This is a genomic window from Pseudolysobacter antarcticus (assembly GCF_004168365.1).
GTDB lineage: Bacteria > Pseudomonadota > Gammaproteobacteria > Xanthomonadales > Rhodanobacteraceae > Pseudolysobacter > Pseudolysobacter antarcticus.
This window is the reverse complement of record NZ_CP035704.1, coordinates 3559936-3579681: the sequence shown is the minus strand read 5'-3', so window position 1 is coordinate 3579681 and position 19746 is coordinate 3559936. Positions and strand designations below refer to the sequence as shown.

Genomic DNA, 19746 nt, shown 5'->3' with positions numbered 1-19746 from the left:
CCATGTTGCGGCGATACTTTCTCTGTCATCGGGAATTGGGTAATGTACGCATCCGTATTCATACGACCGTTTGAGTTTTTATGAAAATCAGCGCGCGTTTTCTGCTTGGCTTGACTGTGCTTGTGTTGCTGGCGAGTTGTGCAGCGGTGCGACCGCTCGTGGCGCCGGGCGCGAGCCTGCAGCAGGTGACGATATTGCCGGATGGGCGTTGGAAACTCGCATTGCGCATCGAGAATTTCAGTTCGCAAAGCGTGCATTACGGCACGACCAAATTGCATATCGATCTCGGCGAAATTTCCGCGGGCGATTTTTCCTTCAACGCCGATATCGTGATCGCCGCCGAGAACGGCGACATGGTCGAGACCACGATCGCACCCGCGCCGGAAATCAGCGCCGCGTTGCGCGCGCGCGGCAAGGCTAATCCCGGTGGTGTGCAGTACGAGCTCAAGGGCAGCATCGGCCTGAACACGGAAAAGGAAAATCGCGAATTTCCGTTCGAGCATAAGAGCCGTCTGTCGCCGGTGCCCGGCCTGACCGACGTCTATCGTTAAAAATAAACCCACATCGCAGGACTGCTCATGAGCAAGTACGACGCCCCGTTGACCGATATCCGTTTTGTGCTTTACGACGTGCTCGATGTCGAGACGATCTACGCGACGTTGCCGGGCGGCGAAAACGCGCCGCGCGAAATCATCGATGCCGTGCTCGATGAAGCGGCCAAGTTCACCGGTCAGGTACTCGCACCGTTGAACAAATCGGGCGACCAGGAAGGCTGCCATTGGGACAATACCGTCGTCACCACGCCGAAAGGTTTCAAGCAGGCGTACGCGCAATGGGTCGAAGGCGGCTGGCCGGGCATCAATCTGCCGGAACAATATGGCGGCCAGCATCTGCCCGAATCGATCGGCGGCGCGGTCAAGGAAATGATCGAGTCGGCGAATCTCGCGTGGGGCACGTATACCTTGCTGTCGCACGGTGCGGCGGCGGCGCTGATCCATCACGGCGAAGAGTGGCAGCGCGAGGTTTTCCTCAAGCCGATCACGCACGGCAACTGGACCGGCACGATGTGTCTGACCGAACCGCATTGCGGCACCGATCTCGGTCTGCTCAAGACCAAGGCCGAAGCGCAGGCCGACGGCAGCTACAGCATCAGCGGCACGAAAATTTTCATCACCGCCGGTGAGCATGACCTGGCCGACAACATCATCCACCTCGTGCTCGCGCGCCTGCCGGACGCGCCCGCCGGCACCAAGGGAATTTCCCTTTTCATCGTGCCGAAGTTTAAGGTCGACCAAAGTGGCAAAGTCGGCGAGCGCAACGCCGCGACCTGCGGTTCGATCGAACACAAGATGGGCATCAAGGGTTCGGCGACGTGCGTGATGAATTTCGATGGCGCGCAGGGCTGGCTGATCGGGCCGTTGAACAAGGGCCTCAACTGCATGTTCACGATGATGAATGCCGCGCGTGTCGGCGTCGGTGTGCAGGGGCTAGGCTTGATCGAACGTGCGTACCAGAACTCGCTCGCCTACGCGCGTGATCGTCTGCAGATGCGTTCGTTGAGCGGGCCAAAACGCCCCGACAAACCGGCCGATCCGATCATCGTGCATCCCGATATCCGGCGCATGCTTCTCAAGCAGAAGGCGTTCGCCGAAGCCGGTCGCGCTCTGGTGTATGACGCTTATATCCAAGTCGAGCTGGCCGATCGCAGCACCGATCCGGCGACGCAAAAACACGCCGAGGAATTGCTGTCCTTCCTCACGCCGATCGTCAAGGCGTTGATGACCGAAATGGCGATTGAATGCACGATTGATGCGCAGCAGATTTTCGGCGGACACGGCTATATCCAGGAATGGGGCATGGAGCAGTTTGTGCGCGATGCGCGCATCACCACGATCTACGAAGGCACGACGCAGATCCAGGCACTGGATTTGCTCGGACGCAAGATCATGGCACTGCAGGGCGTTGGTTTCCGCCATTTCCTCGACGAAGTCGGCACTTTCTGCAAGGCCCAGGCAGGCAATGCAATCGTTGCCGAATTTGTCGGCCCGCTCGCCAAGGCGGCGCAGGAGTGGGCTGCATTGACGCAGGAGATCGCCGCGTCGGCGGTGAAAAATCCCGAGGAAATCGGCGCCGCCGCAGTCGATTATTTGTACTACTCCGGCTACATCACGCTGGCTTATTATTGGGCGCGGATCGTTGTCGCAGCGCAGAATTCAAAACACGGCGATGATTTCAAGCAAGCCAAATTGCACACCGCACGGTTTTATTATGCGCGCATCCTGCCGCGTACCTTGAGTCATGTGGCGATGATACGTGCCGGCAGCGCAAGTCTCATGGACATACCGGAAGAACAGTTCTCGGTGGCGTAAAAATCAGGCAATATTGGCTTGACTGAGTGCCGTTGCGCCGGAACTATTCGACGCAACGGTGTAACGAAAATTCGACACCACTTCCGTTGGATCCATCCAGAGTGAAGCATGAGCGATAACGAAATTCATGTGCGTCTGGCGCAGGCGGATGACGATGCGTTTATCCTGAGTCTGGTCGAACGGTTCGTCGAATTCGATCTGCCACCGTGGCGCAGCAAGCGCGATTGCGTCAACGGCATCTATCGCGATATCGCACGACATCTTTCCGAGCAACCCGCAGGATCGTTCTTGTTCGTCGCCGAAAACGATGACGGCGAACTGGTCGGATTCTTGCATCTGCAAAAGACCCTGGATTTTTTTACCCAGCACTGGAACTGCCATATCTCGGATATCGCGGTGCCCGAGGGCGGTGATGGCAAAGGCATCGGTCGCGCGATGCTCGCGTTCACCGATAGCTGGGCGCAGCAACACGATTGCCGCCTGATTACGCTTTCAGCATTTCCGGGTAATACGCGTGCGCGCGCACTTTACGAAAGCTGCGGATTTGGCGCTGATCTGATACGCATGGCCAAAGTCACTCCGCCGAAGCATCGCTGAAAAATTCTTGCCGTGCGGAACTCGGGTTTGCGATCCGTGGCGCGCTGCCATGCAGGATTCACAAACGCCGTGTAATTTCGGCTATGCTGGTTTTCAGTGGTTGCTGTATTCAGATGGTTCACGGTTTGGCGGCGGATTTCATCCCGTCGCAATGCGGGGAGGATGAATGCTGACGCAAGTGCGCACCCGGAGCGATATCCACACCACGCGAGTTCTGTCGCTGGATTCGAGCGGGCGTATTCTCGACTGGATCAGTTGGCAGGATGCTGTTTGTCTTTACGTTCGTGGCGCGGTCGCATGGACCCTCGGCGATCCGTGCCTGACCATCCATGGTGGCCTGAGCCGTATGAGCGGCGAACAAAGCCTGATCGACCTGCATCCGATTGTTGCCAGTCGCGGCCACGCACGCGGTGCGGCGATCGATCCGTCGCCGGGTTTGACGAATGCCGCGCTGTTCGCGCGTGATCGCATGTTATGTCTGTATTGCGGTGACTTGTTCCATCGCGGCGAACTGACCCGCGATCATGTATTGCCGCTGTCGAAAGGTGGCCTGGATTTGTGGGAGAACGTCGTCAGTGCCTGCCTGCATTGCAATGTACGCAAGGGCAATCGCACGCCGCAACAAGCGGCCATGCCATTGCTGGCGGTGCCATATCGGCCGAGCTGGGTAGAGCATCTTATTTTATCGAACCGCAATATTCTTGCCGATCAGATGGAATTTCTGGTCAGCCATTTGCCGAAGAACAAACGCGTCGCATAAACGCCCGATCGCGATATCGCCAGAAAATACAGGCGCGAGCCAGACACTCCGGAAATGACGCAACGTGGCGTTCCAGTAGTGGCCTGAACCCGCGCCCGCGGGGCAATCGTTTGATAGCTGTGCAGCGTTTGCTAAAAGAGCCAGTCGGCGCTCACGCTACATTTACAGTTTGACCAGTTCGACGCGACGATTTTTGGCGCGACCTTCGCTGCTGGCATTGTCGGCGGTCGGTTTGCTGGCGCCGTAGCCGGCTGACTTCAATCGATCCGCGGCGACCCCCGATTTGACGACAATCTCGACTACGGGCTGTGCATCCGATTTCAGTGTGGCCTTGGCGAAATCGAAATTGATATACAGCGCAATGTGGCCGTCCTTGTCCAGTGCCGCCTTGAGCGCATCTTGCTGCGGTGGTTCGATCGACGCCTGGAACGGTTTTTCCTCGACCACATTGATTTCGACGGAGCCTTCGCTGCTGTACACGCTGACCGAGATGTTCTTGCCGTTCTATTCAAGATTCGCGTACGTGTAGCGCGGTTCGGTGTGAGTGATCAGCGCGCCGAGCTCCTTGAGTCGGTTGCGATAGTTGGTCTGGATTTCCAAGTCGCTGAAGGCTGGCGCGCCATCCTTGAGCGCGTAGCCGAGCGAAAACGTCCTGCCGGCGACGGTGATGGTGCTCTCGCCGCTGGCGGTGTCGGAGGTGAATTCGGTCTGGTCGAAATTACGCGTTTTCGGCTCGCCCGCGATGTAATTCAGCAGGTGACCGAGCAGGCGATAGTCCTTGCCGCTCGGCGGCAACAGCGTCTGTTTCGGCGCCTGTTTTTCGATCACGGTCACTTCGATGGCGCCGTCGCCGCCGTATACCTTGATCCAGAATTCCTTGCAGTCCTGATTCAGCTTGACGTAGGTGTAGGCGTTGCCGAGGTACAGACTTTGCGCGCCGAGTTTGGCGAACTGGGCGCGGTAATTGCTGTGGACTTCCAGCGGCGACATCGGCGTCGCGCCATCCGGAAGTTTGTAATACGTGTGGCAATAACGTCCCGCGACGGTAATCGCCTCCGCATCCGCCGGGGTATTGATGTCGAACGAATCGCTTTGATAGTCGCGCAAGGTCGGTGCTTCTTCGGCGACATAATTCGGCAAATGTCCCACCGGCGGACAATCCCGCGATTCGGCAAACGCGTTCGCCGTGGTGAAGGCAGATAAGGCAAATAGCAGATTCCAGAGCAAACGATGCATTGATGGATTCCTGTGGGCGAGAAGCTCGGGCCGAAGCTCGGATGGAAGAAGGTCGGCGGGGCATTATGCAAATGCAGCGCGCGTCGTGACGCGTTGCAAGTCTCAATCAAGCCGGAACTGGTTCACGGTTTTTCGTCTCGCATGAATAGACCCAAGCCTCGATGTCAGTGCATCGGCAGGCTGTTTTGTCCGCAAATACGCAGCTTCCGGCCTGCTGCGTGGCCGTTGTGACCTTGCCGTACCCGCCGTGCTAGCCGACAATACGCAGCTTGATAAGCCTTTGAATTCGCGATGATCGACCAGCAACGCTATCCGCGCCTCGCGCGCATCGACAGCCCAGCCAATTTGCGCGAGCTGCCGGAAACCGAATTGACCGCCGTCGCCGCCGAGTTGCGCGATTACCTGATCGAATCGGTTGCACAAAGCGGCGGCCATTTTGGCGCCGGTCTCGGTTGCATCGAACTGACCGTCGCCTTGCACTACATGTACAACACGCCGGACGATCGGCTGGTGTGGGATGTCGGCCATCAAACCTATCCGCACAAGATTTTGACCGGCCGGCGCGATCGCATCGCCACGGTCAAGCAGAAAGATGGCATTGCACCTTTCCCCAAGCGCGACGAAAGCGCGTTCGATACCTTTGGCGTCGGTCATTCGTCGACCTCGATTTCCGCCGCGCTCGGCATGGCCATCGCGGCGCAACGCAAAGGCGACAATCGCAAGGTCGTCGCTGTCATCGGCGATGGCGGCCTGACCGGCGGCATGGCGTTTGAAGCGCTGAATCACGGTGGTGATGTCGAGCCGGATATCCTCGTGATTCTCAACGACAACCAGATGTCGATTTCGGAGAATGTTGGCGCGCTGACCAAGATGCTCGCGCGCCTGCTTGCGAGTCGCACCTTGAATCGCTGGCGCGAACGCGGCAAGCAGATGATCAAGCGCGGTTCGTTCATGTATCGTTTCCTCAAGCGCTGGGAAGAACACGCCAAGGGCATGTTCGTGCCGAGCACTTTGTTCGAAGAACTCGGTTTCCATTACACCGGTCCGATCAACGGCCACGATCTGCCGATGCTGCTGTCGACATTGCGCACTTTGAAGGAGCTGAAAGGCCCGCAGTTGCTGCACATCATGACCACGAAAGGCAAAGGTTATGAGCGCGCCGAGGCCGATCAGATCGAATACCACGCGGTCGGCCCGTTCGATCCGAAACTCGGCATCATCAAGAAACCCGGTAGCGGAAAACTCACCTACACGCAGGTTTTCGGCGACTGGTTGTGCGACATGGCCAAGGCCGATTCGCGCCTGCTTGCGGTCACGCCGGCGATGCGCGAAGGTTCCGGCCTCGTGCGTTTTTCCAAGGAATATGCCGAGCGCTATTTCGATGTCACGATCGCCGAACAACATGCGGTCACGCTTGCCGCCGGCATGGCCTGCGAAGGTGCGAAGCCGGTCGTCGCGATTTATTCCACTTTCCTGCAACGCGCCTACGATCAACTGATTCATGACGTCGCGCTGCAGAATCTTGATGTGTTGTTCGCGATCGATCGCGCTGGCATCGTCGGCCCGGATGGCGCCACGCACGCCGGCAGTTTTGATCTGAGTTACCTGCGCTGTATTCCGAACATGCTGGTGATGGCGCCGTCGGACGAAAACGAATGCCGGCAGATGCTAAGCACCGGTTTTCTGTTCGACGGCCCGGCGGCGGTGCGTTATCCGCGCGGCAACGGCCCCGGCGTGGCGATCACGCCAGACCTCGCTACTTTGGAAATCGGCAGGGCCGAGTTGCGTCGCAGTGGCAACGGCATCGCGTTGCTTGCCTTCGGGCCGTTGCTCGCGCCCGCGGAAATCATCGCGGCGGAACTCGACGCGACCGTCGTCAACATGCGGTTTGTCAAACCGCTGGACGAAACTCTGCTGCTCGAACTCGCGCGTTCGCATAGCGCATTAGTCACGCTCGAAGACAACGCGATTGCCGGTGGCGCCGGCAGCAGCGTCAGCGAATTGCTCGCCGCGCACGGCATCAACACGCCGGTGTTGCATCTCGGGTTGGCCGACAGTTATCTCGAACACGCCAGCCGCGAGCAATTGCTCAGCGAAGCCGGGCTGGATGTTGCCGGCATCCTTAGCGCCATCCTCAAACGCTGGCCGCAATTCGCACCTGCACAGGCGGGGTTGCGCAACGCGGTCTGAGTTCGAAGTGAGACAATTGTCCATCGAGCGTCACTGTGTATAACGGACGCACGATGCAATAAATCGGCTTGATGCTTCTGCTTCGTGGACGTCCCCCTCCGGACTACTTGAAGGAACGTCATGTGCGATCATTCTGGCCGCGGTAAACCAATGGATGGCGAGCGGCACCATCCCCTGCAGTGCATTCTTCCTCCGCATATTCTCGAAAATATCATCCGCAACGGCAGCGACACGCAGCGCGCGTGGGCGCTGGAAAATCTGCATTCATCGGGCCAGTTTCGCGGCCAGCGCCAGATGCAGGAAGCGGTCTGGACCTTGACTCCGACCGGCACCAAACGGCGCACGGTTTACGATGCCGCCGGCGCGACAACACTGCCGGGCAAACTCGTGCGCAGCGAGAACGACCCGCCGAGCAAGGACGTCGCGATCAATGAAGCGTTCGATGGTTCGGGCGCGGTCTATGATTTTTATCTGGCGAAGTTCAAGCGCAATTCCGTCGATGACAAAGGCATGCGCCTGGATTCGACCGTGCACTACGATCACAAGTACGACAACGCGTTCTGGAACGGCCAGCAGATGGTCTATGGCGATGGCGACGGATCGTTGTTCAACCGCTTCACCATCAGCGTCGACGTGATCGGTCACGAGCTCACCCACGGCGTTACGCAATACGAAGCGAGCCTGTCGTATCAGGGCGAATCCGGCGCACTCAACGAATCGATGTCGGATGTTTTTGGCTCGATGGTCAAGCAATTCGTCAACAAGCAGAAGGCGACCAAGGCCGACTGGCTGATCGGTCAGGGACTGCTGACCAAAAAAGTTCATGGTGTCGCGTTGCGTTCGATGAGCGCGCCGGGTACGGCCTACGACGATCCGGTGCTCGGCAAGGATCCGCAGCCCGACAACATGAAAAAATACGTCAAGGGCACGCAAGACAACGGCGGTGTGCACATCAATTCCAGCATTCCCAACCGCGCGTTTTATCTCGCCGCGACGACGTTGTCGCCGACCGGTTATTCGTGGGATAAAGCCGGTGCGATTTGGTATGAAGTATTGTGCAATCGGCTGCGGCCGAATTCGGGTTTTGCCGATTGCCGCGATCTCACGATCCAGGTCGCAAAAGATTTGTACGGCGCCGCGGAACAGAAGCTCGTACGCAAAGCCTGGAAAATGGTCGGACTCTGAAACTCAACGAGGTGCCTGTGTCAGGAATCATCGAAGTCAAGTTGCAGCAGAGCGGCGATTTTCTTGGCACACGCCCGGCCATCGTACTCGGCTCCGGCAAACTCACGGTCAGTGAAAAACTGGAGCTGGATCAATTGGTGCGCGCCGTACGCGCGGAAAAACCACTCTCCACCACGGCACGAGCGGGATCGGAACAGCGCCAGTATCAACTCGACATCAGCGTTGCCGGAACCACGACAATACATCACGCCGTCGAAGGTGCGGTCGCGCCGAAATTTCAAGAGTTGGTCGATTTTATCAAGGCGCATCAAGCGGATTCCGCTGCTGCGAAAAGCTAGGGCGCACTGCGGTCAATGCGGATATGTGCCGCTTGATACATGTAACCACAGCGGCGTTTCATTCACCTATTCTGCCGAGCTTCCCACTCGTGACTCGATCGCGTTGCTCAATGTCGCGCGAAGTAGCTATATCCACAAATCCACTTTTGCGCAATAACGCGCGTATCTCGGCGGCCTGATCCCAGCCGTGCTCGAACAGCAGCCAGCCATCTGGCTTGAGATAGGCGCGTGCGTCATAAACGATCTCGCGAATCGCATCCAGGCCGTCTACGCCGGAAGCCAATGCGCTGATCGGCTCGAAACGCAGATCACCTTCGCCGAGATGATGATCGCTCGTGCGGATATACGGCGGATTCGAGACGATCACATCGAAATATTGCGGCTCGATCGCACTGAACCATGAGCCTGCGCAAAAGCGGATATTGCCGATTCCGAGTTGCTGCGTATTGCCGCGCGCCACAGCGAGGGCGGCGCAACTCAGATCGGTCGCGACGACACGCGCTTGCGGGCGTTCGTGCGCAAGCGCCAACGCGATCGCGCCGCTGCCGGTGCCGAGATCGAGAATGTCCACAATGCCACTTTGTGGAATATGCAGCAGCGCTTGCTCGACCAGCAGTTCGGTGTCGGCGCGTGGGATTAGTGTGTCCGCCGTGATCTGCAACGGCAGTGACCAGAATTCGCGTCTGCCAGTCAGGTAGGCTATCGGCTGGCCCGCGGCGCGGGCAGCGAGCAAGCCGCGATAACGCTCGATACGCACAGCATCGATGCCATCATCCGCGTGTGCGAACAGCCATGTGCGCGAAACATCGAGCACAAATACGAGCAGGATTTCCGCTTCGAGCCGCGCTTCCGGCGTCGGCAATATGCGCGCTGCTTCGAGTAGCAGCGCGCGTACCGTTGACGACTTTTTTTCAGCCTCGTTCAACGCCCCGCCTCGCCGCCTGTGGTATCGATCGGCGCGGTCGGTATGACTGTGGGTTTGGGCGCAGATTTCGCCGCCGCGCGCCAATATCCGTCCTTGCCATAAGCTGCAAAACCGTTGCGCAACCAGCCGATCAGCGCATTCGCCAGCCATAGCGCCCAGGCCAGCATCGCGAGTTTGTAGGCCCACATCGGCAGCGCGATTGCACCCGCGCTCGGCAAATCGCCGCTGGCAGAAAAATCGGTGAACCAGCGCAGCGCATGGGCCTGCGAACCATTACCCGTAACCTGCATATCGGGTTCGCCGAGCAGGCCGTACGGAATGGCCGTGACCAGGCATAACAGCGCCGCGATGCTCAATACGATCAGCCCGAGTTGCAGCAAATTGAAGCGCAAATCGTTCAACTCCGAGCCGCGTTCTGCACGCCATTGCAATGCCAGCAGCCACACGACAACCACGACCAGCGCGACCCACGAAAACGTCGAAAAGCCGATTCCCAGCAACACCCATTGCCAGTACGCGAGCGGGGTGCGACGCAGCCGCGTCAATGCATATGCCAGGAGCAGCATCAGCAGCAATTCGCCCCAGTACAACACCGCCGGGCCAGTGGTCGGGCCGTACACAAACAACACCCAGCGATCTTGCGGCAGATTTAATACAAGTTGCAGATTCGCCGCCGCCAGATGCAGATTCACGGCGGGCACAGTGTTGTGCAATCCGAGCTCACTGCTCTCGCGCCAGCGGATCGTGAAACGCTGTGCGCCGGGCGTGATCGGCAGGCTCAACTTGTTGTCGCGCGGCCGCAGATTCTGCGTCTGGCCATCCTTGTCGACGCCGAGCACTTGAGCACCTGCGGGCAGATCGATCGCATGCTCGCCACCGCGCGTGCTGCGCAGGTTCAAAGTCATGCTGTGCTCGGATGCGTGCTGCGCGATATTGCTGTCTAGCCCGACCGAATCCAGCGCGATGCTGTCGCCAGGAATTGCTTCGGGACGCGTCACTTTCACGGTCAAAGTTTCGCCCGGCAACGGATGAAATTCGTGCGTCCAGTAATCGTCTGTGGCGGCTTGCGGCTGCGTTTCGGGCAGGCCGGAAAACTCGGCGTGCCACATCGGATTCAAGGTGATTTTCCACACCTCGGCGCGCTCGGTCAGCGCCGGCGCGGTCAACGTGAAACTGTCGCTGCGCGCGAGTCGACTTTGCCATATCGCACTCGCCGCGTTGCTGTTGAGTGGCACGGTGATGTGTTGCTCGCGCACTTTGAGCTGTGCCGTCTGCACCGTCTCGTTGGTCAGCAACGGCAACTCGACCGAAAAACCGCCGCTCGCCGGGGCGAGGCGTTGCACGGTATTGTTGATCGACCAATCCAGATCCACGCTGATATCGCGCGTCAGCCGCACGAATGGCGCGAACTGTTGTTCGCCGCCGCTACTCGCCCCTGCATCACTGCCCACATGCAATCGCACTAATTCGAGCGCGTCGGTAAGCAGGCGCGCATCACTCACGCCGCTCGCCACCCAGCCCGGCGCATTGACTTCGATTTGCGCAGGTGCCAGCGGAAAATTCAGCATGATCTTGTCGTTCTGTGCGGCACTGAATTCCATCTCGATGCGGTGCACGCCACGTGTTGCTACTACCCACCATTTGCCGTCGCGCTGCGCCAGCGCATCCTGCGCTACGCCATCCAGCGTGATCGTGCGCAACACCAGACCATGCGCGCCGCTCGGCACCGGCAACGCCACTCTTTCGCCGACGTGTGCTTCGAGCGCGATACGAATGCGGTCACCGTCGGCCAGCACGGTCGCGTTCGCGATCTTGGCGCATTCCGGTGCGCAATGCGGAACTTCGGTGAGGCGATTGCGCAGCTCGTTGAGAATGTTCTGATCCGGCGCACCTTGCGCAAACGCGTGCGGCGTCAGCAGCAGACCAAGCAACATCACGCTGCCAACGGCTGACATGCCACGATTCGGTCGAACCGATGGACTAGCGGTCGGCGCGTCGCCGCCGAAGACACCCTGCAATAAACGCAGGCTGATCCACGCCAGCAACGCCACCAGCACCAGCCGCAACAGACGCGTGAACAGCGGCGACAGGATGACCAACTGCACATTCTGCTGCGGCAATACCGGGCCGCTCCAGTGCAACTGCGCGGTCGAGCCGTAATGCCAATCCGGTTCGCCGCTGCCGGACTGCACGATGGTATTTTCGGCGTAACGCGGCATTACCTTGGCGCGATCAATCGTTAGCACTGGCGACGCGGTTTCGACATCAGTACGGCGTATGCGGCCTCCCGTAACTTCAACGGTTTCGAGCTTTGATTTCATCGGCGCATTCATTACCGGCTTGGCCATCATCGCGGCTGGCGCCGGAGGTGAAGCTGTCGGCGGGGGCGATGCATCGACTTCATCTTCCGCTTGCTCCGGCTCCGCGGGTGCATCCTTCATTTGCTCCTGCATCTTCGCATCAAGCGTGCGCGAGGTGCGGTGTCGATACAGGCCCGCATAGTTGCCGATCATGCCGCCGCTAACTCCGGCAAACACCTCGGGTGAATTTTCGAGTTGCGGATAAATTGCCGCACGCACTTGTCCAGCGACAAACGGCAACGCGACCAGCAGCATCGCAATCACCGCGACTCGTGCAAGCACGCGCAACACCAGCTGCGGTTTTCCGGCCGGCAGCACGCGGTGGATCAACGCAAAAATCAATACTGCGGCGAGGGTCCAGAACGGCGCGCCGAATTCCTGATAACCGATCACCAGATACACAGTCGCAGCGATACCGCCAACGATGCCAAGCAGCCGCCACGCAAACAATGCCACCAGCGCGACCAGAAACGCATCCAGCAAACGCCAGTGACTGGCCCAACTTCCCGTTACGGCATCGGCACCGGGCGCACCGAGCAAGCGATAGCCGAAGGGCAGGTGCAGCGTCATCGCGACCGAATCCAGATTCTGCTGCCAGCCGTTCACCGGCAGGCTCATGCCGTGACGATCAATGCGCATGCCGGCGTTGAGATTGACCTGCGCGCGGCTCCATTCCACGCCGCTTTTTTCAGCACTTGCGCCGCGCGTAATCAGCAGGCCTTCGGTGTTGCCGCGCAATTGAGTTTCGGCACGGCGCAACACATACGGCGCGGCCACATCCAGCCGCCAGTCGCGCACCAGCGTGCCGCTTAGATGATCCTTGGTGGAGATGCCATCGCCGGAAAAATCCAGCCATGCTTCGCGAATCAGATTCAGCCGGTTCGCCTCATCCGGTGCCTGGCCGCGAGAGCGTTCCTCGACAGTGAGTTTTTCACCCGCCGCCAGCGCAAATGCGGGCAACGTGCGCCACTCGCTGGGCACGTCGGCCTGGCCCGGATCAATCGGCGTGGTACTCACCGGATTGGTCACGCGCAAACCTGCGGCAGCGAAATAACTCCACACTTCCTGCGTCGGCCACGGCCCGGCAATCGTCGGCGCCGCCACTATGGCGAGTGGCGCCAATGCGCGCGCGCGCAAGTTCAAACTCCAATGACCGGGGCGCAATTGCACATGCAGATGCGATGCGGCATCAAGGCGCGCGGGCAGATCGCCGCTCAGCGCGAGCGGCGCGAATTCCGCACCCAGCGGCGCGCCGAGATCGATCTCGCGCGCACTGCCGCCGACATCAAGCTGGATACGTGTCGTCAGCTCGGCAGGCACGCCGTCTTCGAGCAGGCGGAACACTTGCAACGAGAGCGAGTCGGCTTCCGTTGCGGTGGTCGCCGAGCGACCCAGCGCCACGCCATTGCCATCGCGCTGCGGCGCCGCAATCGGTTTGCCATCTACGCTCAAATCAATCAGCACGGTTGCTGCCGGCACCGGCAATACTTGCGGGCGCTCGCTCCACGTGATGTGCGCGCGCAGATCGTAATTGCCCGGTGTCAGCCAGATCGAAGGCGCGCCGCCGTGCGCGAGCAACGGCACACGCTGGCCGTTGAGCGTGAAATCCTGCGGCCAGTTTTGCGTATCACCCGGCAGCGGCACCCAGCTCGGCGCATCCACGCGCCAGTGTTGCGCCACGTTTGCGCCGTGATCGTCGGCCGTGATCGTGAGCTTGCCCGGCCACGCACAAAGATACGTCGATGCATCCTTCGGCGCCGCCGTGGCAATGAATGGACACGCGCGATAATCGCTGCCATGCAACACCCATGCGCGCCAGTCCTTGAGCGCGCCGGGAATATCGTTGTCGGGCGCTGTCGCATAGGTTTGCACGGAAGGAGGCGACGCGGTTTGCGCGGTTTGCGCAAAGCCTGGCGAGGCTGAGACAAACATCAACAGCAGCGCGAAAACAAATATCGATGGGACGCGGAGCAGAGACATACGCATGATTCCATCCTTAGCGGGAGCGGGGGCGACTTGGTTAGCGTACAACGCAGGCGTGGCGGGTGCGGGGTTAACGGTGCGATGATCTTGCTGCGGTTGTGTGGCGGTGTCGAATTTGCTGCTTACCATGTGGCTTTCTGTTTCAAATATCTTGATCGATTGTCCAAGCTTAGCTCGTTCGCGAGCTGGCTTAATTTGGATGCTATGACGTATGAGCTACTTCATCACAATCTCTGGCAAGAATGCAGAATCTGTCGAGGTTCCGTCCGGGCGTCTGATCCCGATTCGAGAGGCGCAATCGTATTTGGCCAAGCTTGCAGCGCTTATCGAAGCCGCTGACGGCAGCCCATCGTTGTGGTGGGACGATGGTGAGACGGAAACGTCCACTGAGCTAGTTTGCGCGGCGGAAGAGGATATATTTGAAGATCGATTGATAGAAGAGTCAGCGTTGGGAAAAGTCATCGAACGCTGTGAATCGCTGCATACCGTTATTCGTATCTGGTGGGCGAGCGACGACGCGGATCCGTTCAAACTCCCGACGGTAAAAAACGCTGCTGAGGCTTATGCTCTGATTCAAAGCGATGGTTCCAAGGGATTTCGCTTAGCGTTTGTGCTTCAGCCAACTGCGGAACGCGCGGTTTAACGCTTTGCCGAAAATTCGAGCAATCCCCGACACCGCGCCCGCGTCATCGGCCCGAATTTCAGCCGCGTGAACAGCTCATCCACAGTCGCCAATTCCGGCCCGCGCCAGATCAGCTGATCGGACTCTTGCGGCACCGGCGCATCAAGCGCAATGCGACTCAGCGCCTGCGACATCAGCGCCTGTTCGCGATGTTGCTTGATGCGCGCGTAACTCGCGGCGGCGCCGCGCAGGCGCAGGTACGGCAGTTCCTCAATGCGTCGCAATAAATCATCGAGCGAGCCGAAATGCGCGAGCAGCGCGGCGGCGGTTTTCGGGCCGATGCCGGGTACGCCGGGAATATTGTCGACGGCGTCGCCGGTGAGCGCGAGATAATCCACGACCTGATGCGGATGCACGCCGAGGCGCTCCATCACGCCGGCGGGGCCGTAGCTGTATTGTTTGGAGAAATCCCACTGGCGATCATGTTCGCCGATCATCTGGCCGAAATCCTTGTCGGCGGAAACGATCACCGAACGGAATCCGCGCGGACGCAATAGCGCGACCATGCTGCCGATCAAATCATCCGCTTCGTAACTGATATCGCGCAGCACGACAAAACCGAGCGCAGCGGCGACTTCCTTGCAGTACGCAAACTGGCGCTTGAGTTCTTCCGGCGGCAATTCGCGGTTGGCCTTGTAGGCGGGATAAATCGCGTTGCGAAACGAGGCCGTCAGCGACTCATCGAACGCGACGGCGACATGTGTCGGTTTGGCTTGTTCGGCGAAATCGAGCAGGAACCGCGTGAAGCCGTAGACCGCGTTGACCGACGCGCCTGCATGGTCGAAAAATTTCGGTGCAATCGCGTGCCAACTGCGAAAAACATACAGGCTCGCATCGACCAGATAAACGGTTTGCGATGGCGCGATGGATGCGGTCGCTGCAGGCAATACGTCGATGCCGGAAGTCTCAGTTTCCATGCGCGGCGGACTCTGGATGCCATTCGCCGCACACGCTTTCGAGCACGGGCCGCGTGCGATCAGGGATGACCTCGGCCGCCGTGCCAACATGCACAAAACCGATCACTTTTTCGTTCGCAGCCAGGCTGAGCAATGCCGCAACATCGGCATCGTACGCGGCCCATCCGGTGAGCCATTGCGCGCCGAATCCGAGCGCGTGCGCGCCGAGCAAAATGTTGTAGGCAACGCAACCGGCACTGAGCAATTGTTCCTGCTCGGGTACCTTGTGGCCTGCCGTGAGCCGCGCGATGACAACGATTACCAGCGGCGCCTGATTGAAGCGATCGCGATCTTTCTGCAAGGCTTTTTCCGGCGCGCCGGGATCGCTGTGCTGATGGATTTCGGCGATGCGTTGACCGAACGCAATACGCGACGCATCGCGCAGCAGCAGCAGGCGGAATGGCACAAGTTGGCCGTGATCGGGTACACGAATTGCGGCTTCGAGCAGCGCCTGTAATTGCGCGGCATCGGGCGCGGGCGCGTTGAGCAGGCGTGAGGGTGTGGATTGGCGTGTGGTGAGGGTTTCGAGTGTGGGCATGGTGTGTGGTGATCTAGCGGGAGGACAGAAGGCAAGCATAACAAGTTGCGTGCCGTCGAAAAAAAGGGCCGTCATCCCAGCGCAGGCTGGGATCCAGTTCTTCCAGACGTAGATCAGAAACAAGAACTGGATTCCAGCCTGCGCTGGAATGACGAGCAAAAAAAAGCAATCGCGAGCAGAAATATGCCGCCCCGAACCAAAGAACGAGCAAATCCGCACGCGCACCTAGCCGCTGGCCGCTGCGTCCGCTACGATCAGCGACTGCCAAACCGAGGGGTGCGATACATGCCGACCACCGTTGCCGTACTGCGCGAAACCGCGCTCAAAGAAAAGCGCGTTGCGCTGGTTCCCGAGATCGTCAAGAAACTCAAAGGCCGTGGTGCAGTGATCGTGCTGCAGCATGGCGCGGGCGAGCCGGCGCTGATTCCCGACAGCGCGTATGCCGATGTCGAGATTGTGGCGGATGCGAAATCCGCACTCGCGCGCGCCGACGTACTGCTGAAAGTCGCGCCGCCGAGTCTCGATGAAATCGCGGGCTTGCGCGAAGGCAGCGTCGTGATCGGTTACATGCAGCCGCATCTCGCGCCGGAGCGCATCGCCGCCTTGCGCGATCGCAAGATCACCGCGTTTGCGCTCGAACTTTTGCCGCGCACGACACGCGCGCAGGCGATGGATGTGTTGTCGTCGCAAGCCGCCGTTGCGGGCTACAAGGCGGTGCTGATCGCCGCGCTCGAATCCGGCAAGTTTTTCCCGATGCTCACCACTGCAGCCGGCACGATCCGGCCATCGCGTGTACTCGTGATCGGCGCGGGTGTGGCGGGTTTGCAGGCGATCGCGACCGCACGCCGACTCGGCGCGATCGTCGAAGGTTTTGACGTGCGTCCCGAAACCAAAGAGCAGATTGAATCACTCGGCGCGAAATTTCTCGACCTCGGTGTTTCAGCCGCGGGCACGGGCGGTTATGCGCGCGAGCTCACGCCGGAAGAACGCGAGAAACAGCAGCGGGCGCTGGCCGAGCATTTGAAGATTGTCGACATCATCATCAGCACCGCGTCGGTGCCCGGACGCAAGGCGCCGCGCATCATCAGCACGGCGATGGTGGATGGCATGAAATCCGGCGCGGTGATTGTCGATATCGCGGCCGAATCCGGTGGCAACTGCGAGCTCACCGAAGCCGGCAAGACCATTCTGCATAACGGCGTTAGTATCGTCGGCCCGGAAAATCTGCCGGCGATGGCGGCGGTGCACGCGAGCGAAATGTACTCGCGCAACCTCTACAATTTTCTCGAACTCAGCCTGAAAGACGGTGTGCTGAATCTCGACTGGAACGACGAACTGATCGCCAAGACGTGTATCACGCACGCCGGCGAAATCAAACACGAACCGACCAAATTATTGGTCGAGGGAGCCAAGCCATGATCGACGGATTTCTCGCGCTGTACATCTTCATGCTCGCCGCATTCACCGGCTACGAAATCATTGCGCGCGTGCCGGTAATCCTGCACACGCCGCTGATGTCGGGATCGAACTTCGTCCACGGCATCGTGCTGGTCGGCGCAATGGTTGCGCTCGGCGAGGCGACCACGCCGGTAGAAAAAATCATCGGCTTCATCGGCGTGTTGCTCGGCGCGGGCAACGCGGCCGGCGGTTATGTCGTCACCGAACGCATGCTGGAAATGTTCAAATCCAGCAAAAAACCGGGAGCGAAATAATGAACAATTTGCTTCCGATCATCATTGATGCGAGTTATTTCATCGCCGCTGGATTGTTCATCCTCGGCATCAAGCGCATGGCCTCGCCCGCGACTGCGCGCGGCGGCATCGTCTGGGCTGGTATCGGCATGCTGGTCGCCACGCTCGCGACATTTTTGCTGCCCGAGATGCACAACCTGCCACTGATTTTCGCCGCAGTCGTGATCGGCACGGCGGCGGCGTGGTATTCCGGCAAAAAGGTCGCGATGACCGACATGCCGCAAATGGTCGCGCTGTACAACGGCATGGGCGGTGGTTCAGCGGCAGCGATCGGAGCGAGCAAGCTGCTGACGTTCGCGGCTATCGCCAGTGCGGTTCCCGGTGGCGTAGCAGATGCGATGACGCGACCGAGTACGCCCGTGCTCACGCTGGCCGTAATCGGTGCGCTGATCGGTTCGATTTCTTTCACCGGATCATTGATCGCATTCGGCAAGTTGCAGGGCCTGATCGACAAGCGATTTGTGTTCGTCGGACAGAAGGCGTTTAACGCGCTGATCTTCCTCGCCGCGTTTGCGCTCGGCGTGGCGATGATCGTCTGGAAAATTGAAATCACGCTGATCGTATTGTTCTTTGTCGCGGCACTCGCGTTCGGTTTCCTCATGACCTTGCCGATCGGCGGCGCCGACATGCCGGTGGTGATTTCGATGTACAACGCGTTCACTGGCTTGGCGGTCGCGTTCGAGGGATTCGTGCTGAACAATCCGGCGATGATCATCGCCGGCACCGTTGTCGGTGCGGCCGGCACCTTGCTGACGCAGCTCATGGCCAAGGCGATGAATCGTTCGCTCGCGAATGTGTTGTTCGGCAACTTCGGCGCGGCCGGTGGCGCCGCGCAGGAAATCAGCGGCGCGCAAAAACCGATCGAAGCCAGCGATGCCGCAGTGATGATGGCCTACGCCGAGCGCGTGGTGATCGTGCCGGGTTACGGCATGGCCGTGGCGCAGGCGCAGCACAAGATATGGGAGCTCACGCAGCAGTTGCAGAAGCGCGGCGTCAAAGTGCGTTTTGCGATCCATCCGGTGGCTGGTCGCATGCCCGGCCACATGAACGTGCTGCTCGCCGAAGCCGGCGTGCCGTACGATCTCATCGCCGACATGGACGACATCAACCCCGAGTTCGCCAACACCGATGTATCGCTTGTGATCGGCGCTAACGACGTGGTCAACCCCATGGCCAAGACCGACCCGACCTCGGTGATCTACGGCATGCCAATCCTCGATGTCGAGGATTCAAAAAACGTCATCGTCATCAAACGCGGCAAGGGCACCGGTTTCGCCGGCATCGAGAACGCGCTGTTCTATGCCGACAACACGCGCATGTTGTATGGCGATGGCGCCGAAGCGGTGAATCAGCTCGTGGCGGAATTGAAGTCGATGGGCGGGCATTGATTGCTGAGTGTCAATTACGTTTCGGCGACTGTCGTCGTCTGGGGATGCAACGGGTTGCTTAGGGAGCAAAATTTGTGGCAAGAGTCATTTTTTTCGCGTTATTTCTTTTGACACTAATAGGTTGCCTTCCAAAGGCAATGATACAAGCGGATGGTATTTCCGCATCTACCGATACACGATTCCTCGTAGATAAAACGAATGAAGATGACTACCCGGGATTCGCGTTTGGCGAAGGAAATATATACAGCTGTCGTTAAGGAATTCACCTTTTTACCAAAGACGAATTTGTTCCATCAAAGGTAAATGTATTCGCGACACTGCTAGCTGCAGCAAATCCAGAGGTAACGCATCATCAAGTTGTTCTGGAGCGTTTCGATGTGTTTAGAAATTTTCGTTTGCGTGTGCTCTCAATGGCAGGGAGATCGATGGGCGGGGGCATTGGCTATGCAATAGCGGGGTCGGCAGACGACAAGAACAATCCTGCGAGA

The 19746-nt window shown here is 59.3% G+C and carries 17 protein-coding genes; 11 read left to right on the top strand and 6 right to left on the bottom strand.

The window, feature by feature from the left end; genetic code table 11:
- The first annotated feature begins 80 nt into the window (after positions 1-80).
- The 4 genes from ELE36_RS15395 to ELE36_RS15380 all read left to right on the top strand — a co-directional run bounded on the left by ELE36_RS15395 (position 81) and on the right by ELE36_RS15380 (position 3726).
- Positions 81-551 carry a hypothetical protein gene (locus tag ELE36_RS15395; protein WP_129834821.1) on the top strand — a complete coding sequence of 157 codons (471 nt, stop codon included), beginning with the start codon at positions 81-83 and terminating at the stop codon, positions 549-551.
- Positions 552-578: 27 nt separating this feature from the next.
- Positions 579-2369 carry an acyl-CoA dehydrogenase C-terminal domain-containing protein gene (locus tag ELE36_RS15390; RefSeq protein ID WP_129834819.1) on the top strand — a complete coding sequence of 597 codons (1791 nt, stop codon included), beginning with the start codon at positions 579-581 and terminating at the stop codon, positions 2367-2369.
- A gap of 108 nt (positions 2370-2477) precedes the next feature.
- Positions 2478-2966 carry a GNAT family N-acetyltransferase gene (locus ELE36_RS15385; RefSeq protein ID WP_129834817.1) on the top strand — a complete coding sequence of 163 codons (489 nt, stop codon included), beginning with the start codon at positions 2478-2480 and terminating at the stop codon, positions 2964-2966.
- A gap of 166 nt (positions 2967-3132) precedes the next feature.
- The gene (locus ELE36_RS15380; protein ID WP_129834815.1) at positions 3133-3726 is read left to right on the top strand and encodes an HNH endonuclease; all 594 of its coding nucleotides are present in this window, start codon (positions 3133-3135) and stop codon (positions 3724-3726) included.
- A gap of 162 nt (positions 3727-3888) precedes the next feature.
- On the opposite strand, the gene ELE36_RS15375 is transcribed toward ELE36_RS15380, so the two are convergent.
- Together ELE36_RS15375 and ELE36_RS15370 are read right to left on the bottom strand one after the other, a co-directional pair.
- Positions 3889-4206, bottom strand: coding sequence for an OmpA family protein (locus tag ELE36_RS15375; protein ID WP_129834813.1), 318 nt, complete (start codon positions 4204-4206; stop codon positions 3889-3891).
- A gap of 24 nt (positions 4207-4230) precedes the next feature.
- Complete coding sequence (locus ELE36_RS15370; RefSeq protein ID WP_129834811.1) at positions 4231-4962, bottom strand: hypothetical protein; 732 nt, start codon at positions 4960-4962, stop codon at positions 4231-4233.
- 291 nt (positions 4963-5253) lie between these two features.
- Here ELE36_RS15370 and dxs point away from each other — a divergent pair, with 291 nt between their 5' ends.
- The 3 genes from dxs to ELE36_RS15355 all read left to right on the top strand — a co-directional run bounded on the left by dxs (position 5254) and on the right by ELE36_RS15355 (position 8675).
- Positions 5254-7152, top strand: a complete 1899-nt coding sequence (dxs, locus tag ELE36_RS15365; protein ID WP_129834809.1) for a 1-deoxy-D-xylulose-5-phosphate synthase — start codon at positions 5254-5256, stop codon at positions 7150-7152.
- A 150-nt stretch (positions 7153-7302) separates the two neighbouring features.
- On the top strand, positions 7303-8337 hold the full coding sequence (locus tag ELE36_RS15360) for a M4 family metallopeptidase (protein WP_207215953.1): 1035 nt from the start codon (positions 7303-7305) through the stop codon (positions 8335-8337).
- Positions 8338-8354: 17 nt separating this feature from the next.
- Positions 8355-8675 (top strand): hypothetical protein, encoded by a 321-nt coding sequence (locus ELE36_RS15355; RefSeq protein ID WP_129834805.1) that lies wholly within the window; start codon positions 8355-8357, stop codon positions 8673-8675.
- A gap of 58 nt (positions 8676-8733) precedes the next feature.
- On the opposite strand, the gene prmC is transcribed toward ELE36_RS15355, so the two are convergent.
- Entirely contained in the window at positions 8734-9600 is an 867-nt protein-coding gene (gene prmC, locus ELE36_RS15350) for a peptide chain release factor N(5)-glutamine methyltransferase (protein ID WP_277987054.1), read from the bottom strand.
- A complete protein-coding gene (locus ELE36_RS20865; protein ID WP_242512281.1) occupies positions 9597-13946 on the bottom strand; it encodes a hypothetical protein in 4350 nt (1449 codons plus the stop codon). The genes prmC and ELE36_RS20865 overlap by 4 nt, the downstream gene beginning before the upstream one ends.
- A gap of 208 nt (positions 13947-14154) precedes the next feature.
- Between ELE36_RS20865 and ELE36_RS15345 the strand changes: the two genes are divergently transcribed.
- Positions 14155-14586, top strand: a complete 432-nt coding sequence (locus tag ELE36_RS15345; protein ID WP_129834801.1) for a hypothetical protein — start codon at positions 14155-14157, stop codon at positions 14584-14586.
- On the opposite strand, the gene ELE36_RS15340 is transcribed toward ELE36_RS15345, so the two are convergent.
- Positions 14583-15542 carry a 5'-3' exonuclease gene (locus ELE36_RS15340; protein ID WP_129834799.1) on the bottom strand — a complete coding sequence of 320 codons (960 nt, stop codon included), beginning with the start codon at positions 15540-15542 and terminating at the stop codon, positions 14583-14585. The two genes, ELE36_RS15345 and ELE36_RS15340, sit on opposite strands and share 4 nt — an antisense overlap.
- A complete protein-coding gene (locus ELE36_RS15335) occupies positions 15532-16119 on the bottom strand; it encodes a nitroreductase family protein (protein WP_129834797.1) in 588 nt (195 codons plus the stop codon). Before ELE36_RS15335 ends, ELE36_RS15340 begins: the two co-directional genes overlap by 11 nt.
- 285 nt (positions 16120-16404) lie before the next feature.
- Here ELE36_RS15335 and ELE36_RS15330 point away from each other — a divergent pair, with 285 nt between their 5' ends.
- The 3 genes from ELE36_RS15330 to ELE36_RS15320 are packed head-to-tail and all read left to right on the top strand — an operon-like array spanning position 16405 to position 19258.
- The gene (locus ELE36_RS15330; protein WP_129834795.1) at positions 16405-17538 is read left to right on the top strand and encodes a Re/Si-specific NAD(P)(+) transhydrogenase subunit alpha; all 1134 of its coding nucleotides are present in this window, start codon (positions 16405-16407) and stop codon (positions 17536-17538) included.
- Entirely contained in the window at positions 17535-17831 is a 297-nt protein-coding gene (locus tag ELE36_RS15325; protein WP_129834793.1) for an NAD(P) transhydrogenase subunit alpha part 2, read from the top strand. Before ELE36_RS15330 ends, ELE36_RS15325 begins: the two co-directional genes overlap by 4 nt.
- Positions 17831-19258, top strand: a complete 1428-nt coding sequence (locus ELE36_RS15320; RefSeq protein ID WP_129834791.1) for an NAD(P)(+) transhydrogenase (Re/Si-specific) subunit beta — start codon at positions 17831-17833, stop codon at positions 19256-19258. The genes ELE36_RS15325 and ELE36_RS15320 overlap by 1 nt, the downstream gene beginning before the upstream one ends.
- The last annotated feature ends 488 nt before the right edge of the window (positions 19259-19746 follow it).